The following is a 17120-nucleotide window of genomic DNA, read 5'->3' on the forward strand; positions in this document are numbered from 1 at the left end:
GTCGTGCCCGTCGGGGCGCTGCGGGTGCTCACGCGGGCAGGCCGGCGGCGACGGGTGCGAGCTCCGGCGCCGCGCCGGCCGGGGGCAGCGTCACACCCAGGGCCGGGGCGGCTGACGCCCCGGGTGCTCCGGACGCCGGGCGGTCGCCGTGCCCGAGCACCACGAAGCCGGCGGCAGCCGACCGGGACTGCGGGTCCGCGCCGGCGAGCGCGTGCTGGGCGTGCGCGAGCGCGTCGGCTGGGGTCAGGCCCCGGCCGAGCTCGCGGTGGTACGCGACGACCAGCGCGACCGTCTGGGCGTCCGCCACGGGGACGACGGGCGCGACGAGCGTCGCCGTCCCGCCGGCGAGGAGCGCCGCGGTGAACCCGAGGATCTCCCCGCCGCCGACGATCTCGGACCGGGCCGTGTCGCACGCGGCGAGCACGACGTGGTGCGGCGCGTGGGGGACGCGCTCGAGGTCGTGCACCGTGAACGGGCCGTCGGCGAGCGTGAGGGAGGAGAACATCGGGTTGTCCGAGCGCAGCCGCCCGTGCGCGGCGAGGTGCACGAGGCCCGCGCCGTCGAGGGCCTGGCCGACGGGACCCGCGGCGGCGTCCGGGCCGACGAGCACCCGCGCACCCGGGTACCCGGCGGCGACCGCGTCCGCCTCGGCCCGCGCTCCGGGCAGCCCCGGGCCGGCGACGACGACGACCCGTCCGTCGGGTGGCGCCTCGCGCCCGGCGGCGGCGTGCCACAGCGCCGCGGACGGGCTCACGCTCACGGCGCGGCCCCGGCACGACGGGAGCACCGACCAGGGCACCTGCTGCAGCACCCCGACCGGGACGACCACGAGCGGCCGGTCGCCGACCGCACCGCGCAGCGGGAGCACGAGCAGCGCGTCGAGCCGGGCCCCGGCGCGGGCCAGCACCGTCTCGGCAGCCGCGAGGCTCGCCGGGCGCGCGGTCCCCGCGGCGAGCCGGCGCAGCGCGAACCCCACGAGCTCGACCTGCGCGCGGACCTCCTCGACCGTCCCGAGCGCGTGCAGCCGGACCTGGCTCGCCGTGACCGTCACCGCGAGCAGCCGTCCCTCGTGCTCGACGTACTCGACGAGCGCCGCGCCGCCCAGCGTTCCCTGCAGCTCGGGGACGGGTCGCGGGCGCACGGGAGCGCCGCCGCCGTGCCCCGGCAGGGCGCGGCAGTGGTCGCGGATCGTGCGCTCGAGCGTGACCTGCTGCTGCACCGCGGACGACGTCGGGGCCCCGGCCGTCCGCCGTTCCTCGATCGAGGTCATCGTCGCGCGCAGCTGGGCGAGCAGGTCGGCGAGCACGGCGTCCTCGGGCGGGTGCACCCGACGCAGCAGGGTCGCGGTCGCACGGTTGCACTCGGCCCACCACAGGACGTGCCGGGCGTCACCGTCCTCGAGCGCGAGGCGCAGACCCATCCGGGCGATCGCCCCGCGGTGGACCGTGACGTGCGCGCGCAGCTCGGTCGCCCCGAGCGTGGCGCGGTGGTCCTCGACGACCCGCAGGCCGGCGCGCAGGGCGGCGACGGCGCCGTGGCGGTCCCGCGTCTGCTCGCGCAGCATCGCCTCGGCGAGCCACGCCCGGGCGCGCGCGTCCGCCGGTCCGGCACGGCGCGCCCGGCCGGCCTCGGCGAGGTCCCGGCGTGCACCCGGCGCGTCGCCGCGGCGCAGGGCGAGCCGTGCCGCGAGGATGCGTGCCTCGAGCGCCGGGACCGCCCACCCCGACTGCGCGAGCGCCTCCGCGACCCGGCGGACCTGCGCCGGCGTCACGGCCCGGTCCGCCTCGACGAGGGCCTGGACGCGCGCGTACCGCGCGAGGGTCGTCCACTCGGTGCGGCCCATCCGGCCGAAGTCGTGCATCGCCGTCTCGGCCGCCGCCCGGGCCCGCTCGGCGTCGCCCTGGACGAGCGCGATCGTCGAGAGCAGGAGCCGGGCCTCGGGCAGGTGGTTGCGCCGCCCGTCCCGCTCGTCGGCGGCGACCGCGGCCTCCGCGGTCGCCCGTGCCTCGTCGACCAGACGCACCGACAGCAGCAGCTCGGCGCGGTCGGTGAGGATCGACCCCGGCGCCAGCCCGAGGTCGGTGAACGCCGTCTCCGCGGCGGCGAGGTGCCGGAGCGCGGCCGGGACGTCGCCGCGCTGCGCGTGCACCCAGGCGAGGTTGTGCGCGACGATCGCGCCGGGCAGCCGCAGGCCGTGCTCCGTGCACAGCCGGCCCGCGGCGACGAGGTCCGACTCGGCGGCGGCGAACTCGCGCCGGGCGGTGTGCAGGAGCCCGCGGTTCGAGAGCGCGCGCGTCGCCCACTGCACGTCGCCGGCCCGGCGCAGCACCGGCAGCGCGCGCCGCAGGTCGTCGAACGCGTCGTCGAGCCGGCCGAGCTCCTGGGAGATCGCCGCGCGCTGCGTCAGCGCCCGGGCCGCCGCGACGCCGTCGAGCTCGGCGAGCGCACGGCCGATCTCTTGCGCCGACTGCCGGGGCCGGCCCCGGAGCATGAGCGCGGACGCGAGGCTCATCCGCGCCTCGCCGGTCAGCCCGGCGTCGGCGGCACGGCGTCCGGCCCGGACCGCGGCGCGCAGGTGCACCAACGCGTCGTCGAGCCGGGACTGCTGCATCGCCGCGACGCCCAGGGCCCGCTCCGCGACGCAGGCCGCAGCCCAGGCGCGCGCGGCCCTGGCCGCCGGGACGACGTCGCTCGCGAGCACGACCGCGGCGGCGGGGTCGACCCCCGCGAGCCGCAGCGCCTCGTCGGCGTCGCCCCTGAGCCCCGTCACGTCTGCCTCGTCCCGACCGCGTGCGTCCTGCTCCGACGGTCGCGCGTGCGGGCCGCTTCGTCAACGGGCAGCGCTCGTCCCTTCCGGGCCGGAGCGGCCGCTGGGAGACTGGCGTGATCCCGGCGGGTACGGAGGCGCACATGTCCGAGCACGACCCGAGGCGGCCCACCGCGACGCCGTCCGCGACCGTGGACGTCCTCGTCGCCGCCGAGCACGAGGGGCTGGTCCGCACGGCGCTCGACCGCTGGGGAGCGACCGGCTGCACCCACGAGAGCGACGACGCGCTGGGCCTGAGCCGGCTCGCGTTCCCGCGGGAGCACCTCGAGGGGCTGCTCGACGGGTGGCGTGCGCGGCCGCAGGGGTCGGGGAGCGACGCGGTGCGGGACGACGCGACGGTGCCGGAGCTCGACGAGGGGTACGCCAGGCCGCTGCGCCGGGCCGTCGACGGTGGGCTCGAGCCCGACCACGCCGACGAGCTCCTCCGGCTGCTGCGCGCGTGGTTCCGGGACCGGTACTCCGGCTGGTTCCCGACGATGGGCAAGAACCGGTTCGTCGGGCTCGTCACCAACGGCGGCGGCACGGTCTCGCACGGCGGCGGCCCGCCACCGGAACGGACCGACGAGGCCGTGCGCCTCGGGGGGCGAGGGGGCGCGGGGATCACGGTCGGCGTCCTCGACACCGCGGTGTCCCCCCACCCGGCGCTCGCGGGTCGCTACCTCGCGGACCCGCCCGACGACCTCGTCTCCGGCGACGGGCCGTTCCCGGTGGCGGCGGGGCACGCCACGTTCGTGACCGGGCTCGTGCTGCACCGTGCGCCCGGCGCGACGGTCCGGGTGCGGCGCGTGCTCGACGACCGGGGTGCGGCGTCGTCGTGGGACGTGGCGCGCGGCATCGTCGCGCTCGGGCGCAGCGGGATCGACGTCCTCAACCTCTCGCTCGTGTGCTACACCTCGGACTCGCGTGCGCCGCTCGCGCTCGCCACGGCGGTCGACCGGCTCCCGCCCGAGGTCCTGGTCGTGGCGTGCGCCGGCAACCACGCGGACCCGGTCGTCGCCCAGCAGGTCGGGGGGACCGGACCGGACGGCGCGCTGCGGGTCGACGCGCGCGAGCCCGCGTGGCCGGCGGCGCTCGACGACGTCGTCGCGGTCGGCTCCGCGCGGGTCCGGGAGTCGAAGAAGGGGAAGCGCTCGGCGAGGCTCACGGCGTTCACGCCCCCGGACGCCCCGTGGATCGACGTCGTGGTGCCCGGCGAGGGCCTGCTGAGCACCTACCTGACCGGCCCGGTCGAGCTCGACGACGGCACGGTGCAGGAGTTCTCGGGCCAGGGACGCTGGGGCGGGACGTCGTTCTCGGCCGCGCTGCTCACGGGCCACGTCGCCCGCCGTGCCGCGAAGCAGGGCGTGCCGGTCCGCGAGGCGTGGTCGTCGCTCGTGGCCGGTGCCCGAGCCGCCGACGGCACGGGGTACGTGCCGCCGTTCGTCGACGTCCCGCTCTGACGCAGGTAGAGCGACGACGGCCCGCCCCGCACCCGCCCCGGGCAGAGCCGGTGGGCAGGTACGGCGACGGGCCGTCGCGTGGCGTCAGCGGGGGAGGGACACCTCCGCCTCGACGGCGCCGGGCGAGGTCAGCGCGAACGACGCCGACGCGTCACCCGCCGAGACCCGGTAGTCGCCGAGGAACCCCTGCACGGCGACCCGGCCGGACGCGTCGGTGCGCAGCGCCGTCGGCCCGTGCCACCACTCGCCCTTGACCAGCCCGTGCAGCGCGCCGTATGACGGCTTGGGGGTGCCGTCCGCGCGCACGAGCCCGACCGGTGCGCCGAGCCACGCGCCCTCGTCGGAGATCCCCCAGTAGGTGACGGCCTGCACGGCGGGGTGACCGACGAGCGTGCGGTAGTGCCGCACGATGTCCTCGGCCTGCCGCTCCTCGCCCTCCGGGGTCGAGGGCCACGACGGGACCTGGTAGTCGTTCAGGTCCTTGATGTGCGCCGGCATGAGGTCGCCCGAGAGCAGCGTGCTCTCGGTCAGGTGCAGCGGCAGCCCATACCGCGCGAACCGGTCGAGGATGCGCAGCGTCTTCTCCTCGCCCCAGTAACCCTGGTGCATGTGGCTCTGCAGCCCGATCGCGTCGATCCGGACGCCCGCCTCGAGCACGCCCTCGATGAGGCACTCGTACGCGGTCGACAGGTCGAAGTCGTTGAGCAGGAGCGTCGCGCGGGGGTTGGCCGCGCGCGCCTCCTCGAACGCCATCCGGATCGTCGCGATGCGCCCCCGCTCGTAGCAGAGCCGCGTGATGCCGTTGCGGTGCTCCTCGTTGTCGAAGACGGGCATGATCACGACCTCGTTGATCGCGTCCCACACGTCCACGACACCCGCGAAGTCGGTGACCTCGCGCCGGATCCGGGCCCGCTGCGCGGCCTCGACCTCGTCGGTCGAGAGCTCGCGCAGCCAGTCCGCCGTCACCGTGTGCCACACCAGCGGGTGGCCCTTGACCGTGACGCCGCGCTCGGCGAACCACTGCGCGGTCCGCAGCAGCCGAGCCGTGTCCGGCTCACCGCGTCGGGGCTCGAAGCCACCCCAGTAGAACGGCAGCGTGACCGTGTTGAACACGTCGAGGAACAGGTCGGCGAGGCGTGCGGCGCTCGCGGGCGGGGCGCCCCCGAACGGGCTGTCCGGGAGCGCCTCCGTCTCGTCGTTCGCGAGGCCGATGAAGTCGAAGCCGATGTTGCCGAACGCGAACGCGTGACGCGTCTGCTCGACGACGACCTCGGTGTCGGCCAGGGGCCGCCCGCCGGCGCCACGCACGGTCAGCGTGGCGTCGGCGGTGCGGTGCCGGAGATCAGCAGCCATCAGAACGGCCACCAGCCCCACCACCAGGACGGCTTGGCGAGCTGCACGGTCACCGTGGTGTCGGCCGTGACCTCGCCCGCGGTGCCGCGCAAGGTGTACTTGCCCGGCAGGACCCCGCGCGGGACCCGGACCTCGGTCGTCGCGGAGCCGTCCGCGCCGACCGTGACGTCGCCGAGGTCGACGCGTGCGACGACCCAGCGCCCGATGCGCCGCTCGAGCACGAGCTCGACCGTGCTGCTCGGGAGGTAGCCCTCGAGCGTGACGCCGAGCTGCTCGCCGGCCCGGACCTTCCGGTCCGCCGTGACGCTCGGGTCGGGCTCGGGGACGACGACCGCGGGGACGAGCTCGGCGACGCCCCAGCGGGCCGTGCTCTGGTAGCCGCGACCGGTCGGGTCCGCCCACGCCCGCACCGCGGTGCGCGCCCCGGCGGTCGCGTCGTTGACCTGGAAGTCCAGGCCGTGGAACGTCCCCACGCCGCCGGCCTCGAGCAGGCTGACCGACGCCTCGACGACGTATCCGCCCTCGACGGTGCTCGTCCGGCTCACGAGGCGGTTCTGCTGGAACGCCTCGTCACCCGTCCCGAACGACGTCTCGTTGAGGTAGCTGATCCGGATCTGCGTGTCGTCGTAGCGGTACGGACCGTTCTTGACGTTGCCCGCGTCGAGGAAGATCTCGAGCGAGTCCTGGACCCACGGGTCGGAGCCCGTGGCGTCGAGCGTCGGGTCCGCGACCTCGGCCAGCACGTACAGGGTGTTCTCGCGCCACAGCGTCCGCACGTTCGCGGTCGCGCCGCCCTCGCCCTCGATCTGCTTGTCGGTCGTGACGGCGTTCGCCGACGCCCACGCGGCGTCGACCTGGCCGTCGATCACGGGCGCCGCCGCGGCCTCGACCACCTGGGTGGTGGACAGGGCCTCGACGAGCGTGAGCGTCCCGAGCACACCCGGCTGGTTCCACGCCGCGGTGCTCTCGCCGTCCGTGACCTGCAGGTCGAAGCTCACCTGGTCGCCCTCGGCCGACGTGCGCGGCAGGTGCGCGACGACCGCGTACCCGCCGTCGACCGCCTCGACGACGGCCTCGACCTCGGACTCTCCGTCACGCCCGACCGTGTACGACTCGTCGCCGACGACGAAGGTGACCGCGTCGGACGCGTCGACCGTGGCGTCGGTGACCCGGGCGTAGGCCGACAGGTGGTCGGCCTCCCAGCGCACCGAGAAGCCCGCGACGTCCTCGACCGTCTGGAGCGGCAGCTGCCGCCACTCGACGACGCCCGTCGCGCCCGCGGCGACCGCGACGTCGCCGCGGAACGCGTTGGCCGCGCGCTGACGGGCCGGGAGCTCGCCGTCGACCGCGCCGTCGTAGGCGGGCTTGGCCTGCAGCCCGTCGTCGAACAGCAGCGGGGCGCCCGAGTCGACGCGCCAGCTGCGGCCGTCGGTCAGGCCCCACACGGTCACCGAGAACAGGTCCTCGGCGTGCTCGCGGAAGACCCGGAACGCGTCGCGGTAGTAGTAGCCCTGCTCGACGAGGTTCGCCTGGGTGACGGGCGTGCCCGTCGTGACGTCGAGCTCCGAGACCACTTGCTGCAGACCCAGGTCGTCGAACGCCACGATCGCGTCCTCCAGGGCCTGGACCGGCATGGCCAGGCTCACGTGGAACTGGTGGCCGACCGCGTCGACCGGGACGTCCCGCGCGAGCAGTCGCTCGACGAGCGCGTGCAGCCGCTGCTGCTTGCCGGCCTGCTCGGTGTTGTAGTCGTTGATCGTGAGCGTCACGGGACGCTCGCCCTGGACCGCGAACTCGCCGTTGAACGCCTCGTCGGCGTACTGGAACGCGAGGTCGATGAACTCCTCGCCGAGCACGCGGTACCACTCGCTGCGGCGCAGGCCGTCCTCCTCGCTGCGGCCGTCGGAGACGACCTCGTTGACGACGTCGAACGCGACGACCGGGTTCGTCTCGCTGCCGAAGAGGCCGTAGCCGCCGCCGGTGCTGAGCGCCTCGGCGACGTCGTAGATGTGCGTCCGCATCCGGTCACGGAGCTCCTGCTTGTCGGCCTCGCTCGTGGTGAGCGGCGTGCCGTCCTCGTGCGTGAAGAACCACGCCGGCGTCTGGCTGTGCCACACGAGCGTGTGCCCGTAGACGCGCACGTCGTTCTCCTGCGCGAACCCCATGAGCGCGGTGGCCTCGGGGTGCGTGCGGAACTCACGTGCGTCGGTGTACCAGGCCTCGGGCTTCATGTGGTTCTCGCCCGTGATCTGGTCGAAGTGCCGCAGCAGCAGCTCGGCCGCGGGGCCGGTGGTCTCGCGGCTGTCGATCGCGACGCCGACCGGGAAGTCGACGGTGTCCTGCAGCGGCGTGAGGTCCTGGACCTCGCTGGGCTGCTTCGCGGAGATGACGACGTCGTCGACCAGGAGGTCGGCCGCCGAGCCGTCGGGGTAGGAGGTCTCGAGGTACAGGAACGCGGACTCGGCCTCGGGCATCTGGTAGGTCGCCCGGATCTCGTGCCACGCACCGGACGTCACGCCCGTGAGCTGCGCGACGGTGTCGTACGTCGTCGCACCGTCGGCGGTGCGCTGCAGGCTGAGCCAGACGTCGTCGGTCGGGGCACCCGCGCCGAAGCGGACCCACGCGCTGATGTCGTAGGTCGTGCCCGCGGTGAGCAGGTCCGTGACGTCACGGCCGATGCCGTCGCCCTGGGACGTGCGCCCGCTCACGAGCGCCGCCTGCGTACCGCCGTGCGCCTGCGTGGTGGTGAGCTCGACCGTGGGGTCGCCGTCGGCGTCGCCGCGCGGGACCCAGCCGTCGAGGCCGTCCTCGAAGTCGCTGCTCAGCGAGGTGACCGTGGGAGCGGCGCCGCCCGTGGGCAGCGTGAACGTCCAGCCCTCCGCGAGCCGCTCGCCGATCACCGTGCGGACGGCCGCGATGCCGTTCGCCCGGTCGCCGCCGCCGTCGTGCACCAGCACGATCGCGCCGGGCGTGACCGCCGCACGCAGGTTCGCGGTCAGCGTCTCCTCGGACAGGTCGTTGCCGTCCCAGTCGGAGATGACGTTGCCCAGGCCGAGCGGCTGCATGCCGAGCTCCACGGCGACGGCCGGGGTCGCGCCCCAGCTGCCGTTGGGGGCACGGAAGTACGGGACCTCGAGCTCGGGGTCGCCGGCGGCCTCGCGGATGATCGCGAGGTTCTCCACCAGATCGGCGCGGATCTGCTCGGGCGTCCAGCTGCCCATGTCGGCGTAGGTCGTCGTGTGGTTGCAGACCGTGTGGCCCTCGTCGACGATCCGGCGCAGCAGCGCGGCGCCGCCCTCGGCCTGGACGTTCTGGCCGATGACGCAGAACGTCGCGGTCAGGTCGTTCTCGGCGAGGAGGTCGAGCAGGTCGTCGGTCTCGCCGGGGTTGGGGCCGTCGTCGAACGTCAGCGCGGCGACGTTCCCGGTGCCGCGCGCGGTGGTCACGGGCGTGGGGACGGGGTTGACCGCGCCGCCCGGGACGACGTCCGGGTCCGGCTCGGTGCCGCCGCCGGCCGAGGTGAGCACGAGGTCGTCGACGAGGTAGTCGTAGGGCGCCGCGAGGTCGCCGGTGCCGAGGTAGACCTGCAGCGCCGCGGGGTCCGCCGCAGCGGGCGCCGTGAACGAGCCCGTCACGGTCGTCCACGCGTCGGCGGTCATCGTCGTGTTGCCGACCCACGTGTAGTCGGGCTTGACGACGAACCGCACGCCCGCGGAGCCTGCGGTGCCCTCGGCGAGCCGGGCCCGCATCGAGAACGTGTAGGTGGTGCCGGGCTCGAGCAGCCCGGTGGGGGACTGGATGCCCTCGTAGTCCGCTGCCCGGCCGCTCACGAGGAGCGCCTTGCCGCCGTCGACGTCGACGACCGAGAGCGGCGCCGCGCCGCTCTGGGTCCACGGCGCCCAGGTGCCGTCCTCGAAGTCGGTGCCGAGGACGACGACGGGCTCGTCGGCGGCCGCCGTCAGGTCGGTGGTGGTGGGGGCGGCTGCTGCGCCCGGGGCCACGGCGGCTGCCATGACCACGGCCAGCAGGGCCGCCCCTCGTGCTGTCCAACGCGCGGGTGAACGCGTCATCTATCGCCCCTTTGCGACTGATTCCGGGTGGATGCGCCCTCACCGTAAGCGGTGCGGAGCGCGGCGTACAGAGGTGGAGAACGATTTTTGTAAAACGGTATCGACATCCTTACCGAGTGGTCGCGCTCCCGCACCAGCGGGCGCCCGACCACGTGCAGGAGAGGGCCCCGGCGCCCGCCGCGAGGTCCTGGCGGACCGGCCGGTCGACCGCGGGGCACCGGCCGGGAGACGGCGTATCACCGCACGGTGGCCGGTTTTCCTCCGATGGTGCGACCCCGACAGGCCGGGGGAGCCGACGCCGCGACGGCGACGCGACGACCAGCCACCGCGACCCGGGTGCGCCGACCCGGACCGGGAGTGCGTCATGGCCGAGCTCCGCATCGCGACCTTCAACGTCGAGAACCTCGACGAGACGCCGCCCGGCGCGCGTCCGTCCCTCGCCGAGCGGGTCCTGCTCATGCGCCCGCAGGTCGCCCGCCTGCGGGCGGACGTCCTGTGCCTCCAGGAGGTCAACGGCCAGGAGCGCGACGGGCTCCCGCGCGGGCTGCACGCCCTCACCGAGCTGCTCCGCGGCACCCCGCTCGAGGGCGCCACCATGACGAGCACCCGCACGCAGGGCGGTGAGGTGTTCGACGAGCGGAATCTCGTCGTCGTCAGCCACCTGCCCGTGCTCGCCGTCCAGCAGCTCCGCAACGACCTCGTCGCGCCGCTCACGTACCGGCGCCTGACGGCCGTGCCGCCCGACGCGGCCGCCGTCGTCGTCGGGATCGAGCGACCGATCCTGCACGTCGTCCTGCAGCTCCCCGACGGCACGGCCCTGCACGTCGTGGACGTGCACTGGAAGTCCAAGCTCGCGACCGACATCCCGGGGCAGCGCGTCGACAGCTTCACGTGGCGCACGGCGGACGGCTGGGCCGAGGGGTCGTTCCTCTCGTCGATGAAGCGCATGGCCCAGGCACTCGAGACGCGCCGGCTCGTCGACCAGGTCCTCGACGCGGACCCTGCCGCGCGCGTGGTGGTCGCCGGTGACTTCAACGCCGCGCCCGACGAGGTGTCCGTGCTCGCCGTGCGCGGGAACGTCGAGGACACGGGCAACCCGGACCTGGTGCACCGCGTGCTCGTCCCCGTCGAGAACACGGTCCCCGAGTCCTCTAGGGTCACGCTGTACCACCAGGGCCGGGGGCAGATGCTCGACCACATGCTCGTGACCCGCAACCTGCTCGCGCACTACCGCGGCACGGAGATCCACAACGAGGTGCTGCACGACGAGTCGGCGGCGTTCGCCGTCGACCGCAAGTACCCCGAGTCGGATCACGCGCCGGTGGTCGCGACCTTCGACCTCGGGTGAGGGTGCGGCACCGCCGTCCGAGGGTGCGCCGCCGCCGGTGACGACCGAGCGCTCAGGTGACGACGGTCGAGCGCGTGGCCCCGCGCCCGGGCTCGAGCCAGGCCGCGATCGTCCGGGCGATCTTGCGGCCGCCGTGCGCGGACGGCTCGATCGGGTTCGCGAAGTCGGCGTCCTCGGCGCACACCAGCCGGAGGTCCAGCACGGCGACCCCGCGGGCGTAGGCGGCGCGCGTGAGGACGTCGTTGAACAGCGCGAGGGCGCCGCGCACCACGGCGTGGCTCGGCTCGGTCAGACGCGTGTCGTCGACGCCGTTGTCGAGCACCGAGTCGCCGAGCAGCACGGCGTCGCCGCCCGGCGTCCGCCCGCGCTCCGGGGTCACGCGCCGTCCCCGGCCGGACCCGCGAGTGCCCGCACCGTCTCGATGGTGTCCGCGTCGCCCGCGCCCTTGTCGTCGCGGTAGCGCACCACGCGGGCGAACCGCAGCGCGAGCCCGCCGGGGTAGCGGGTCGAGCGCTGCAGGCCGTCGAACGCGACCTCGACGACCTGCTCGGGCCGCAGCCGGACGGTCCAGCCGTCGTCCTCGACCGCGAGCTCGCCGAACCGCTGCGTCTGCCACGCGAGCATCTCGTCGGTCATGCCCTTGAACGTCTTGCCGAGCATCACGAACCCGCCCGACCCGTCGCGCGCGCCGAGGTGGATGTTCGAGAGCAGCCCGCTGCGCCGGCCCGAGCCGCGCTCGACCGCGAGCACGACCAGGTCGAGCGTGTGCCGCGGCTTGACCTTGACCCACGCGGACCCGCGCCGGCCCGCCTCGTACGGCGCACCGAGGTCCTTGACGATGACGCCCTCCTGCCCGGCGGCGACCCACCCGGTGAACGCCGCCTGCGCGGCGTCCGCGTCCTGCGCGACGACGCGCTCGACCACGTGGGTGCTCGCGACGGCGTCGAGCACCTCGAGGCGCTCCACGAGCGGAGTGTCGAGCAGGTCGCGGCCGTCGGCGTGCAGGACGTCGAAGAAGAACGGGCGCAGCTCGACCTCCGCGGCGAGCTCGGCGTCGCGGGTCGCGCTGCGCGAGGCGGTCTCCTGGAACGGCCGGGGCCGGCCGGCCGCGTCGAGCGCGAGCGCCTCGCCGTCGAGCACCACGGTGCGCACCGGCAGGGCTCGGACGACCGCGACGACCTCGGGCACGCGCGCGGTGATGTCGTCGAGGCTCCGCGTGAAGACCCGCACGTCGTCGCCCTCGCGGTGCACCTGGACCCGGATGCCGTCGAGCTTGGCGTCGACCACGACGGGGCGGCCGTCGAAGCCGGCGACCGCCGTCGGCACGTCGGGCGCCGACGCTGCGAGCATGGGTCGCACAGGGCGCCCGACCGTGAGCCCGAACCCGCCGAGGGCCGCGACGGCCTCCTCGGGCGACGCCGCCCCGAGCGCCGCCACCGCGACCGGCTCCGTGCTCCCCGCGAGCATCGCCGCACGCCGGACCGTCTCGGGCGGGACCCCCGCGGCATCGGCGACCGCGTCGAGCAGCAGCGCGTCGAGCGCTCCCTGCCGCAGGTCGCCCGACACCAGGCCGCGCAGCAGGCGCTGCTCGGGCTTGGTCGCCGCCGCGAACAGCTCAGCGGCGAGCGCGGTGCGGGCCGTCGTCGAGCCGGGGCCCGAGAGCGCCGCCATCGTCTCGAACGCGGCGTCGACCGCGGTCACCTCGAGGGTCGGCTGCGCGGCGGGCGCGGGCAGCGAGGCGAGCGAGCGCCACCCGAGCCCGGTGCGCCGCTGGCGCAGCTCCCCGGCGAGGTAGCGCGCGACGACCGGCACCTCCGCGGGTGCCGTCCGCCGCAGCAGCTCGACGAGCAGCGCGCGCTTCTGCAGGCGTGAACGGGTGGCGGCGAGGGCCGTGGACGTGGCGGCGACGTCGGCGAGCAGCACGCCCGCCATCCTGCACCTCGGGGCGGTCCCGCGCGGCCCGGGGGCTCTCGGGGTCGTGGCCGGTGTCGCTCCGGACGATCCGGGCATATGTTCGCCTCAGAGCACGATCACGCCGACGGGGGAGAGTGATCGCCGTGGCCACTCCGGCAGCGGTCGAACCGCAGGGGGCCGAGAGCGCGAAGGCGCCGCTCGTCGATCGCCGGCTGCGGGTCCCGTTCTTCCTCCTGCTGCTGTGCTTCGCCGCGTGGGGAGCCGCGGCGAACCTCACCGACGTGCTCGTCGGGGTGTTCCGCAGCATCTTCGCCATGTCGAACTTCCAGGCGTCGCTGGTCCAGTTCGCGTACTACGGCGCGTACTTCCTGCTCGCACTGCCGGCCGCGTTCATCAACCGGCGGTTCGGCTACAAGGCGGGGGTGCTCACGGGCCTCGGGCTCGCGGCCGTCGGCGGGTTCCTGTTCGTGCCCGCGAGCCAGCTGCTCGTGTACGAGTTCTTCCTGATCGCGCTCTTCGTGCTGGCCGCCGGGCTGTCGATCCTCGAGACGTCGGCCAACCCCTTCGTCATCGCGATGGGCGCCGAGCGCAGCGCGACGCAGCGGCTCAACCTCGCGCAGGCGTTCAACCCCGTCGGCGCCAACATCGGGGTCCTGCTCGGGGCGGTACTGATCCTGCCCGCGCTGACCTCCGAGGCCGCCAAGGTCATCATGTCGCCCGACGAGATCCGCGAGAGCCAGGAGCAGGACCTCGGGCTGGTGCTCGGTCCCTACGTCGGGATCGCCGCGGTGCTCGTCCTGATCTGGCTGCTCATCGCGTTCCAGAAGATGAGCGTGCCCGTCGAGGAGGAGTCGGCCGCGCAGCCGCGCACGGGGGTCGGGCGCCGCCTCTGGCGCAACCGCCACTACCGGTTCGGCGTCGTCGCCCAGTTCTTCAACGTCGCCGCCCAGACGTGCGCGTGGACGTTCACGATCATCTACGCGCAGGACGTCGTCGGCTTCGCGCCGGAGGAGGCCGGGTGGTTCCTGCAGGCCAGCCTGCTGGTCTTCCTCGTCTCACGGTTCGTCATGGTCTACCTGCTCGGGATCTTCCGGCCCGCGATGCTGCTGCTGGTCATGGCCGTGTTCGGCGTCGTGTGCTGCCTCGTCTCGGTCTTCGTGCTCAACATCGTGGGCCTGATCGCCGTGGTGGCGATCTCGGCCGCGCTCTCGCTGATGTTCCCGACGATCTACGGGGTCGCGCTGCGCGGGCTCGGCGACGACGCCAAGTTCGGCGCCGCGGGCCTCGTCATGGCGATCCTCGGCGGCGCGCTGCTCCCCATGGTGCAGGGCGCGGTCATGGACGCCTCGGGCCGCACCTCGCTCGGCTTCATCGTCCCGGCGGCATGCCTCGCGGTCGTCGCCGCGTACGCGCTGTTCGACCTGCGCACGACCCGCAGCGAGGACGCGCACCAGCTCGCACCCGCGCTCTAGACCGAGGAGAGACCATGCGCACGCGACGTCGGCCCCGTCCGCACCCGCAGCCGCGCTGGTCGCGCCCGCTCGCGCTCGGGGCGGCGTGCGCGCTCGTCGCCGCGCTCGGGGCCTGCAGCGGCGAGGAGCAGGAGGACGTCACGGTCGGGCTGATCACGAAGCAGGAGACCAACCCGTACTGGGTCGCGATGAAGAACGACGCGCTCGACGCCGCCGACGACCACGACGTCGACCTCGTGACGGCGACCGGCTCGTCGGACGTCGACGTGGAGTCGCAGGTCGAGGCCATCCGCCGGATGACGGCCGACGGCGTCGACGGGATCCTCGTCGCGCCGACCGACTCGGAGGCCGTGGTCCCGGCGATCGAGGAGGCGCGGGACGCGGGCGTGATCGTCATCGCGGTCGACACCCCGACCGACCCCACGAGCGCGGTCGACGCCGTGTTCGCGACGGACAACGAGCGCGCGGGTGCGCTCGTCGGCGGGTACGCGCGCGAGAAGGTCGCCCAGCTCGGCATCGAGCCGCGGGTCGCGCTGCTCGACCTCGCGCCCGGGATCGCGTCGGGCGAGCTCCGGCGCGAGGGCTTCCTCGCGGGCTTCGGGATCGAGGAGGGCGACCCGGTGATCTCCGGGTCCGTCGACACGGAGGGCGACGAGGACCTCGCGCGGGTCGCGATGCGGGAGCTGCTCGCCGAGGACCCCGGGATCAACGTGGTCTACACGGTCAACGAGCCCGCGGCCCTCGGGGCGATCGCGGTGATGCGGGACGCCGGGATCGACATGGCCGAGGCGGTCGTCGTGTCGATCGACGGCGGGTGCGCCGCGATGAAGAGCGCCGTGCGCCCGGGGGACCTCGACGCCACCGCGCAGCAGTACCCCGAGAACATGGCCGCGCAGGGTGTCCGGCAGATCGCCGAGGCGGTGCGCGGCGGTGACCGACCGAGCGGGTACCTCGACACCGGCGTCACGCTGGTCACGCGCTACCCGGTGCCCGGGGTCGGCTCGGAGAACGTGCCGTTCGGCGTGCGGAACTGCTGGGGCTGACGACGGTCCGGACCGCGCCGGGCGGGACGCACCGGTCTGCGCCGAGGCTGGACGCCGGGCCCGCGCCCGGCACAGTGCTCGGCCCGGCGTGCTGCGCGTCGTCGTCGTAGCGTGGTGGCACGGCCGTGCGCGGCCGGCGCGACGACGACCGACGGCCCGCACGGGGGTGGCGATGCAGGACCAGGACCCGCACCGGCGCGCCGTGCAGTACCGGCTCGACCGGCTCGCCGAGCAGGACCGCCAGGACGCCGACTCCGGCGCCGCGCAGGACGCGGGGGAGTCGTCGGCGTCGCCCGCGACCGGCCGCGCTGAGGACCGGCCGGCGGCGCCGAGGCCACCGAGCATGGCGGCGCGCGGCTCGTTCGCCGACGAGCTCGTGCGGCAGGCGATGGCCCGCGGTGAGTTCGACGACCTGCCCCTCACCGGCAAGCCGATCCCCGGGCTCACGGGCCGGCACGACCCGGACTGGTGGCTCAAGGCGCTGATCGAGCGCGAGCAGATCACCGGCGTCCTGCCCGAGGCGCTCCAGCTCCGCAAGGACGACGCGGCGCTCGACGGGCGCCTCGACCAGGAACGGACCGAGGAGCGCGTGCGCGAGCTCGTCGAGGAGCTCAACGCCCGGGTCGTCGCCGCCCGGCGTCAGCTCCTCGGCGGGCCGCCGGTCGTGACGCCGGTGCGCGACGTCGAGACCGAGGTCGCGCGCTGGCACGAGCGCCGTCGCGTGCGCCGGGCCGAGGCGGCGCAGCGGGAGCGCGAGGAGTCCGCGGCTGCGGCTGCCGAGCACCGCGCCGCCGCCGAGCACCGCGCCGCAGCCCGGTCCCGGTCGGGCGTCCTCGCGCTGCTGCGCGGCCGGTCACGCGCGCAGGGAGGCACCGGGGACACCGGCTCGCCGGGGCGGGGCTCGGCGGGTGAGTCCGCGGCGGGTGACGGCCCGACGGGGCGCCGCGCGCCGGGTGAGCGCACGACGGACGGCTGCTCCGCGGACCGCGGCTCGCGGGCTCCGAGCGCGCCGGGTGGAGCCGCGACGGACGGGGGAGGTGCGTGACGGCGTACTCGGGCGGCCCCACGGCGCGCGCCCCGGGAGCTGCTCCGCCGGGCGACCTGCTGCGCGACGGCGGCTCGGCCGGGGAGCTCCTCGCGCTGTTCGACGGGCTGGCCGCGGTGGACGTGACCGACCTCGTCGGCGCGTGGCTCGGCGCCGGGGTCCCGACCGGGCACCCGTTCGACGGGCTGCTCGAGCGGCTCGGCTGGCACGGCAAGCGGTTCGCGGGGACCGAGGACGGGTTCCCGCTCGTGTTCCGGGGCGCGGGGGGCGCGCTGTGCTCGGTCGACCCCGGCCGGCTCCCGCTGGCGCTGCTCGTCCGCCGACCCGGCCTGGCGCGCCTCCCGCTCGTCGACCGGCTGTTCCGGGGGGTCCTCCCGCTGCTCGCCACCCGCGCGCCGCGCTCGCGCCTGCGCACCGTCGAGCACCGGGGGGTGCGCACCGCCGCGATGGTCTACGACTCCGTGCCGGTCATCGACGTGTTCCGCCGGGTCGACGACCGGACGCTGCTCGGCGTCATGGACCTGCGCGGCATGCCCGAGCCGTTCTTCTTCCTGCTGCGCCGCGCGCCCGCGTAAAACCCGTGCGTGGGTTCCGGGCGTCGTGGCAGGC

The 17120-nt window shown here is 75.2% G+C and carries 11 protein-coding genes; 6 read left to right on the plus strand and 5 right to left on the minus strand.

Annotated features, from left to right (window positions below):
• Positions 1 to 28 precede the first annotated feature (28 nt).
• Complete coding sequence (locus tag AB6N24_RS00135; protein WP_412867442.1) at positions 29 to 2770, minus strand: CHAT domain-containing protein; 2742 nt, start codon at positions 2768 to 2770, stop codon at positions 29 to 31.
• Between the two features lie 140 nt (positions 2771 to 2910).
• On the opposite strand from AB6N24_RS00135, the gene AB6N24_RS00140 reads away from it, so the two are divergent.
• Complete coding sequence (locus AB6N24_RS00140; RefSeq protein ID WP_412867443.1) at positions 2911 to 4266, plus strand: S8 family peptidase; 1356 nt, start codon at positions 2911 to 2913, stop codon at positions 4264 to 4266.
• A gap of 84 nt (positions 4267 to 4350) precedes the next feature.
• Here the strand turns inward: AB6N24_RS00140 and AB6N24_RS00145 are convergent, their stop codons facing one another.
• The gene (locus AB6N24_RS00145) at positions 4351 to 5619 is read right to left on the minus strand and encodes an endo-1,4-beta-xylanase (protein ID WP_412867444.1); all 1269 of its coding nucleotides are present in this window, start codon (positions 5617 to 5619) and stop codon (positions 4351 to 4353) included.
• Positions 5619 to 9632 (minus strand): endo-1,4-beta-xylanase, encoded by a 4014-nt coding sequence (locus tag AB6N24_RS00150; protein WP_412867445.1) that lies wholly within the window; start codon positions 9630 to 9632, stop codon positions 5619 to 5621. The genes AB6N24_RS00145 and AB6N24_RS00150 overlap by 1 nt, the downstream gene beginning before the upstream one ends.
• Positions 9633 to 10053: 421 nt before the next feature.
• On the opposite strand from AB6N24_RS00150, the gene AB6N24_RS00155 reads away from it, so the two are divergent.
• Positions 10054 to 11037: an endonuclease/exonuclease/phosphatase family protein gene (locus AB6N24_RS00155; protein ID WP_412867446.1), complete on the plus strand. Its 984-nt coding sequence runs from the start codon at positions 10054 to 10056 to the stop codon at positions 11035 to 11037.
• Positions 11038 to 11089: 52 nt separating this feature from the next.
• Here AB6N24_RS00155 and AB6N24_RS00160 read toward each other — a convergent pair whose 3' ends face one another.
• Both AB6N24_RS00160 and AB6N24_RS00165 read right to left on the minus strand, forming a co-directional pair.
• Positions 11090 to 11416 carry a hypothetical protein gene (locus AB6N24_RS00160; RefSeq protein ID WP_412867447.1) on the minus strand — a complete coding sequence of 109 codons (327 nt, stop codon included), beginning with the start codon at positions 11414 to 11416 and terminating at the stop codon, positions 11090 to 11092.
• Positions 11413 to 12960 (minus strand): ATP-dependent DNA ligase, encoded by a 1548-nt coding sequence (locus AB6N24_RS00165; protein ID WP_412867528.1) that lies wholly within the window; start codon positions 12958 to 12960, stop codon positions 11413 to 11415. The genes AB6N24_RS00160 and AB6N24_RS00165 overlap by 4 nt, the downstream gene beginning before the upstream one ends.
• Before the next feature lie 134 nt (positions 12961 to 13094).
• Between AB6N24_RS00165 and fucP the strand changes: the two genes are divergently transcribed.
• The 4 genes from fucP to AB6N24_RS00185 all read left to right on the plus strand — a co-directional run bounded on the left by fucP (position 13095) and on the right by AB6N24_RS00185 (position 17086).
• The gene (gene fucP, locus AB6N24_RS00170) at positions 13095 to 14423 is read left to right on the plus strand and encodes an L-fucose:H+ symporter permease (RefSeq protein WP_412867448.1); all 1329 of its coding nucleotides are present in this window, start codon (positions 13095 to 13097) and stop codon (positions 14421 to 14423) included.
• A gap of 14 nt (positions 14424 to 14437) precedes the next feature.
• Positions 14438 to 15466, plus strand: a complete 1029-nt coding sequence (locus AB6N24_RS00175; RefSeq protein ID WP_412867449.1) for a substrate-binding domain-containing protein — start codon at positions 14438 to 14440, stop codon at positions 15464 to 15466.
• Between the two features lie 172 nt (positions 15467 to 15638).
• Entirely contained in the window at positions 15639 to 16511 is an 873-nt protein-coding gene (locus AB6N24_RS00180; RefSeq protein WP_412867450.1) for a DnaJ family domain-containing protein, read from the plus strand.
• Positions 16508 to 17086 carry a DUF4334 domain-containing protein gene (locus tag AB6N24_RS00185; protein ID WP_412867451.1) on the plus strand — a complete coding sequence of 193 codons (579 nt, stop codon included), beginning with the start codon at positions 16508 to 16510 and terminating at the stop codon, positions 17084 to 17086. Before AB6N24_RS00180 ends, AB6N24_RS00185 begins: the two co-directional genes overlap by 4 nt.
• Positions 17087 to 17120: the final 34 nt, after the last annotated feature.

The organism is Cellulomonas jepli, assembly GCF_047229345.1.
GTDB lineage: Bacteria > Actinomycetota > Actinomycetes > Actinomycetales > Cellulomonadaceae > Cellulomonas_A.

What these genes read in the sequence shown, in the direction of transcription:
- AB6N24_RS00140 (WP_412867443.1), top strand. Translation starts at nt 2,911, where the DNA reads ATGTCCGAGCACGACCCGAGGCGGCCCACCGCGACGCCGTCCGCGACC.
- AB6N24_RS00145 (WP_412867444.1), bottom strand. Translation starts at nt 5,619, where the DNA reads ATGGCTGCTGATCTCCGGCACCGCACCGCCGACGCCACGCTGACCGTG.
- AB6N24_RS00150 (WP_412867445.1), bottom strand. Translation starts at nt 9,632, where the DNA reads ATGGCAGCCGCCGTGGCCCCGGGCGCAGCAGCCGCCCCCACCACCACC.
- AB6N24_RS00155 (WP_412867446.1), top strand. Translation starts at nt 10,054, where the DNA reads ATGGCCGAGCTCCGCATCGCGACCTTCAACGTCGAGAACCTCGACGAG.
- AB6N24_RS00175 (WP_412867449.1), top strand. Translation starts at nt 14,438, where the DNA reads ATGCGCACGCGACGTCGGCCCCGTCCGCACCCGCAGCCGCGCTGGTCG.
- AB6N24_RS00180 (WP_412867450.1), top strand. Translation starts at nt 15,639, where the DNA reads ATGCAGGACCAGGACCCGCACCGGCGCGCCGTGCAGTACCGGCTCGAC.